The organism is Gammaproteobacteria bacterium (assembly GCA_003696665.1).
In the GTDB taxonomy this organism is placed as follows: domain Bacteria; phylum Pseudomonadota; class Gammaproteobacteria; order Enterobacterales.
This window is the reverse complement of record RFGJ01000465.1, coordinates 1-5,035: the sequence shown is the minus strand read 5'-3', so window position 1 is coordinate 5,035 and position 5,035 is coordinate 1. Positions and strand designations below refer to the sequence as shown.

The following is a 5,035-nucleotide window of genomic DNA, read 5'->3' as shown; positions in this document are numbered from 1 at the left end:
TGGTATGGCCACTGATTCCCCTGATTCAAGATCCTGAATCGAGCGTTGGCTGATTTGTCGGGTAATCGCTTCCTTGATTTGACGGCGATACCGACGAATAAAGCGTTGTCGGTTGACAGTGCTTCGATGTCGGTTGTTTCGTCGATCAATCAGTTGCACGTTTTCCTCCGGCTCATGCTTCAGGACGATTTACGAACCCTGAGATACCATTCTGAAAGCAGTCGGACTTGCCGCTCTGTGTAACCTTTTTCCACCATACGGCGAACAAAATCGTCGTGTTTTTTCTGTTCGTCGGCACTGGAACGCGCGCTGAACGATATCACTGGTAACAACTCCTCGGTGTTCGAAAACATTTTCTTTTCAATCACCTGACGAAGTTTTTCATAGGATGTCCATTTGGGCATCTGGCCTCCTTGGTTGGCTTTGGCGCGTAGGACAAAATTGACCACCTCGTTACGAAAGTCCTTAGGGTTTGAGATGCCGGCTGGCTTTTCAATTTTTTCAAGCTCTTCATTCAGTGCGGCACGGTCAAAACGTTCTCCAGTTTCCGGATCGCGATATTCCTGATCTTGTATCCAATAATCGGCATAAGTGACATAGCGTTCGAAGATGTTTTGACCGTACTCCGAATAGGACTCGAGGTAAGCCGTTTGGATTTCCTTGCCAATGAATTCGATGTAACGTGGTACCAGATAGCCTTTGATGTGCTCTAGGTAGGTGTCGTGCACTTCTTGCGGAAATTGTTCCTGTTCAATCCGGTTTTCGAGGACGTATAGCAGATGCACCGGATTGGCAGCGACTTCATTGGGATCGTAGTTAAAGACGCTGGAAAGGACCTTGAAGGAAAAACGCGTCGACAATCCGGTCATGCCTTCATCGACACCGGCCGCCTCGCGATATTCCTGGTAACTTTTGGCTTTCGGGTCGGTGTCTTTTAGATTTTCGCCATCATAGACCCGCATTTTCGAGTATATCGATGAATTTTCAGGCTTTTTCAAACGAGATAGCACCGCAAACTGGGCCATCATTTCCAGAGTGCCGGGAGCGCAGGGGGCATCTTTCAACGAACTGTTATCAAGCAGCTTGCGATAAATCATGGTTTCTTCGGTGACACGTAGGCAATAAGGGACTTTGACGATATAAACACGGTCCAGAAAGGCTTCATTATTGCGGTTGTTTTTGAAAGTCAGCCATTCCGATTCATTCGAGTGAGCGAGAATGATGCCTTGGAAGGGCAGTGCCGACAGTCCTTCCGTGCCGTTGTAATTGCCTTCTTGAGTGGCGGTTAATAGGGGATGCAATACTTTGATGGGCGCTTTGAACATTTCAACAAATTCCATCAGACCCTGATTGGCACGGCACAGTGCTCCGGAGTAGCTATACGCATCGGGGTCGTTCTGGGCATAGCGATCCAGCTTGCGAATGTCGACTTTTCCCACCAAACTCGAAATGTCCTGATTATTTTCATCACCGGGCTCAGTCTTGGCGATGGCAATTTGATCAAGCCTTGACGGATAAAGTTTCACCACCCGAAACTTAGTGATGTCACCCCCATATTCATGCAAACGTTTGACCGCCCACGGTGACAGGATGGTGTTCAGGTAACGCCGCGGAATCCCATATTCTTCTTCGAGAATCGGCCCATCTTCTTCCGGGTCAAATAGCGCGAGCGGTGATTCGAATACAGGTGAGCCTTTTAAGGCGTAGATTGGCTCTTTCTCCATTAATTGTTTCAACCGCTCTGCCAAAGATGACTTTCCACCACCCACGGGGCCAAGCAGATAGAGGATTTGCTTTCGTTCCTCAAGTCCTTGAGCGGCATGGCGAAAGTATGACACCACGTTTTCGATGACTTCTTCCATACCATAGAAATCGGAAAAAGCTGGGTAGCGCGAAATGACTTTATTGGAAAAAATCCGGCCGAGCCTTGGGTCCTGCGACGTATCAATGCGCTCCGGTTCGCCAATGGCCTTGAGCATGCGCTCCGCCGCACTGGCGTAAACGCTTGGATCGTCGCGCGCCATCTCCAGATATTCTTGCAAGCTGTACTCTTCTTCTTGCCGGTTGGAAAAACGCTCTTGATATTGATTGAATAGCCGCATTGTGTTGCCTCTCTTCGTCACCGAGCCTCAGATGTTTGACCTCAATCGAGGCCTTTTGTTGCAAGGCCTCTTTAGGAATCACTGAGCCATGATCAAAGTGTAGTCCAGCCTTTCGTAACTCACGCAATTTAGCTTACTTTTTACTGGTCGGTGGACTTGCCTTTTGCGTGTGAGTGCGGGTAGGATTGGGCAAGGCGATGCGATATGTCGCATGATGTCCCCTTGGAGAAGTTGTAGATCGGGTCGAGCTGGTCTATATGTGGGAGGGGGCTGGCTTCACGACAAGAAGAACACAAGATGTGGGAGACACAAATGAATAAGATTGCTCTGGGTCTGTTGTTCGCCGGTAGCATCCTGTTATCGGCTTGTAGCGGAGATGATCCGAAACAACCGATCATACCGGACGGTGCATCGGGGGGAAGCACGACGTTACTCAAGCCTATCTATGCGCCGGGTGACGGTGAGATCCCGTTACCGAACGATCTGTTGTTCAATGGCACGCAGGATTTGACGTTGAACATTCCCGTGGATGATCCGAATGATTATTCGGACCCCAAAGTGGCGTTGAGTGGGCTGGATGGCTGGTCACCGGTGGCGCCTTTTGTCGTGTCTTTCCGGGATGACTCGAAGGCCGCAGGAAAGAGCGAAACGCTTGATTTGGACCCGAATACGATTGTGCCAGGGCAGACGGTTCGCCTGTTTAAGGTGAATGTTTTGCGTTCTGAAGTCATGCCTGGCGTCATTGCCCCGACAGGCCCAGTCACCAGCGTGGCAATGGAGTTGCAGCCGGGTGTTGACTACATCGCCACATATTCTGCACCACTGACGGTGGCCATCGTTCCGCTGAAACCTTTTGAGCCACAAGCGTCCTACATGGTGGTGCTGACCAATGGCATCAAGGATCAGAATGGCAATCGTGTCATCCCAGATGGGCAGTATGCGGTCGCGAAAACAGAATCTCCCCTTTCTGGTGTGACCGCGCCACTTGAGCCGGTTCGGCAACTGGTCAATGCCATGGAAAACGCGGCTGTGGCCTTCGATCAGAATCTGAGTAAAGACGAGATTGTTCTGTCCTTCCAGTTCACGATTCAATCAATTTCAAACAGCCTCATGGCGGCAAAGCAGGTCTATATAGACCCGGCGCCAGCACCGTCGACAAGTTTTTCAAGCTTGATGACGGATACGACGCCGTTTACCGGCATTGGTGCGGCCGATCTGTATAAAGGGCAGATCACCCTCAATTACATGCTCGGGATAGCGGCCAATAATCCCTTGGATGTGGTCAGCAAGTTCTGGACAGCAGCAAGCATGGTCCCGGATGGACAGGGTGGCATGGTGCCGAACCCGATGGCTGGCGGCTTTTTGACCTATGCGAACCCGCTGCCGGAGATCACCGCACAAGAAACCGTACCATTGTTGGTGTCCATGCCAAAAGCCTCATTGGGGTGCACAAAACCAGCTAACGGGTATCCTGTTGTGATCTTCCAGCATGGCATCACGTCAAATCGCACAGTGATGCTGGGCATTGCCGATACCATGGCTGCACCGCCGCTTTGTACAGCCGTGGTGGCGATGGATATGCCGTTGCATGGCATTGATGAAAATAACCCCGTGCATTTGGGACTGATGCAGGCCACAGGTGGGCAAATTGGCCTTTTTGAAGGCTACGGCAGTGGCGTGCATGAACGGACTTTCGGAGTGGATCTGATCAATAACTCTACCGGTGCTCCTGGACCGGATGGTGTGCCAGACAGCTCTGGCGCGCATATGGTGAACCTCAAAAACTTGCTCGTTGGGCGTGATAATTTGCGTGAGGCTATTTTTGACCTCCTCCAGTTGGCCAAGGCGGTTCCAGCCATGGATGTGGATGGCGATAGCCAGCCGGACTTTGATGCCAACAAGATTACGTTCATGGGGCATTCACTCGGTGGCATCATAGGCGGCAGCTTCTTAGCTTACGCCGATAACATCCAGGCGGGCATCTTGGCGAACCCCGCCGGAGGCCTAGCGAAAATGTTTAATGCCTCTCTGACCTTTGGACCGACGTTGGAGGCAGGACTGGCAGCGGTTGGCATTCAGCCCAATACGCCGGATTACGAGGCATTTTTGTTCGCCGCCCAGACGGCTGTGGATTCTGGTGATCCGCTGAATGTGATGGATATCCTTTTGGCCAAACAAACGCCAGTATTCATGATTCAGGTGAATAATGACACGGTGGTGCCGAATGCTGTGACAGGCGCACCTTTGTCAGGTACCGTTCCGTATGCGCGCCTACTTGGTTTGACGCCAGTGACGCCGACGCAGGCTGGCCCATTTGCAGGCACACACTTGTGGAGTGTCTTCAAGTCAGGTTTGCACTCAACGGTACTGACCCCGAATGACGCAGAAGGCAATCCGACTTTCCTCGACGTGTATACGGAAATGCAGACAGAGATTGCGGGTTGGGTTGGTTCGCTTGGACAGTCGGTCACCGTGGGCGATCCATCATTGCTGATGGCGCCGACAAAATAGTTGCCGGTCACTAGGAGGAATAAGAGAACCCTCGCAGTCATGCGGGGGTTCTCTTTTATGAGGCGTAGACCTGTTGTGACAGGTTGGAGCAGGCCACAAGCAATGTGGCAGTCATCGTTCACCATAGCGGGCCCAGACAGTATAGAATACTTGCCCTGAGCAAGGTCAAAAGTGCGTTTGATTTGGGGGGTGAAGATTGGAGTACGTCATTGATATCACGGTATTTGCTGCTAAAGCACTGATTGTCGTCGTGGCCATCGGCTGGACGATTGGCTTGTTGGTGAGCGCCGGTTTTCGCCACAGGGGGCAGGAAAGAGGGCACATCAAGGTCACTGATCTTAGCGAATCCTACCAGGAAACGGCTGAAATGTTGCGCGAGCAGCTGCAGCCCAGAAAATGGTGGCATCGGCTGCGGCGCACCG

4 protein-coding genes are annotated in these 5,035 nt (G+C 51.7%); 2 read left to right on the top strand and 2 right to left on the bottom strand.

The window, feature by feature from the left end:
- Positions 1 to 159 (bottom strand): DUF444 family protein (locus D6694_11440; protein ID RMH39171.1); only part of this gene is annotated, 159 nt, incomplete at its 3' end.
- Positions 160 to 179: 20 nt separating this feature from the next.
- Positions 180 to 2,102 carry a PrkA family serine protein kinase gene (locus D6694_11435; protein RMH39170.1) on the bottom strand — a complete coding sequence of 641 codons (1,923 nt, stop codon included), beginning with the start codon at positions 2,100 to 2,102 and terminating at the stop codon, positions 180 to 182.
- A 312-nt stretch (positions 2,103 to 2,414) separates the two neighbouring features.
- Here D6694_11435 and D6694_11430 point away from each other — a divergent pair, with 312 nt between their 5' ends.
- Positions 2,415 to 4,613 carry a hypothetical protein gene (locus D6694_11430; GenBank protein ID RMH39172.1) on the top strand — a complete coding sequence of 733 codons (2,199 nt, stop codon included), beginning with the start codon at positions 2,415 to 2,417 and terminating at the stop codon, positions 4,611 to 4,613.
- A 196-nt stretch (positions 4,614 to 4,809) separates the two neighbouring features.
- The coding region (locus D6694_11425; protein ID RMH39169.1) for a hypothetical protein at positions 4,810 to 5,035 on the top strand (226 nt) is incomplete at its 3' end.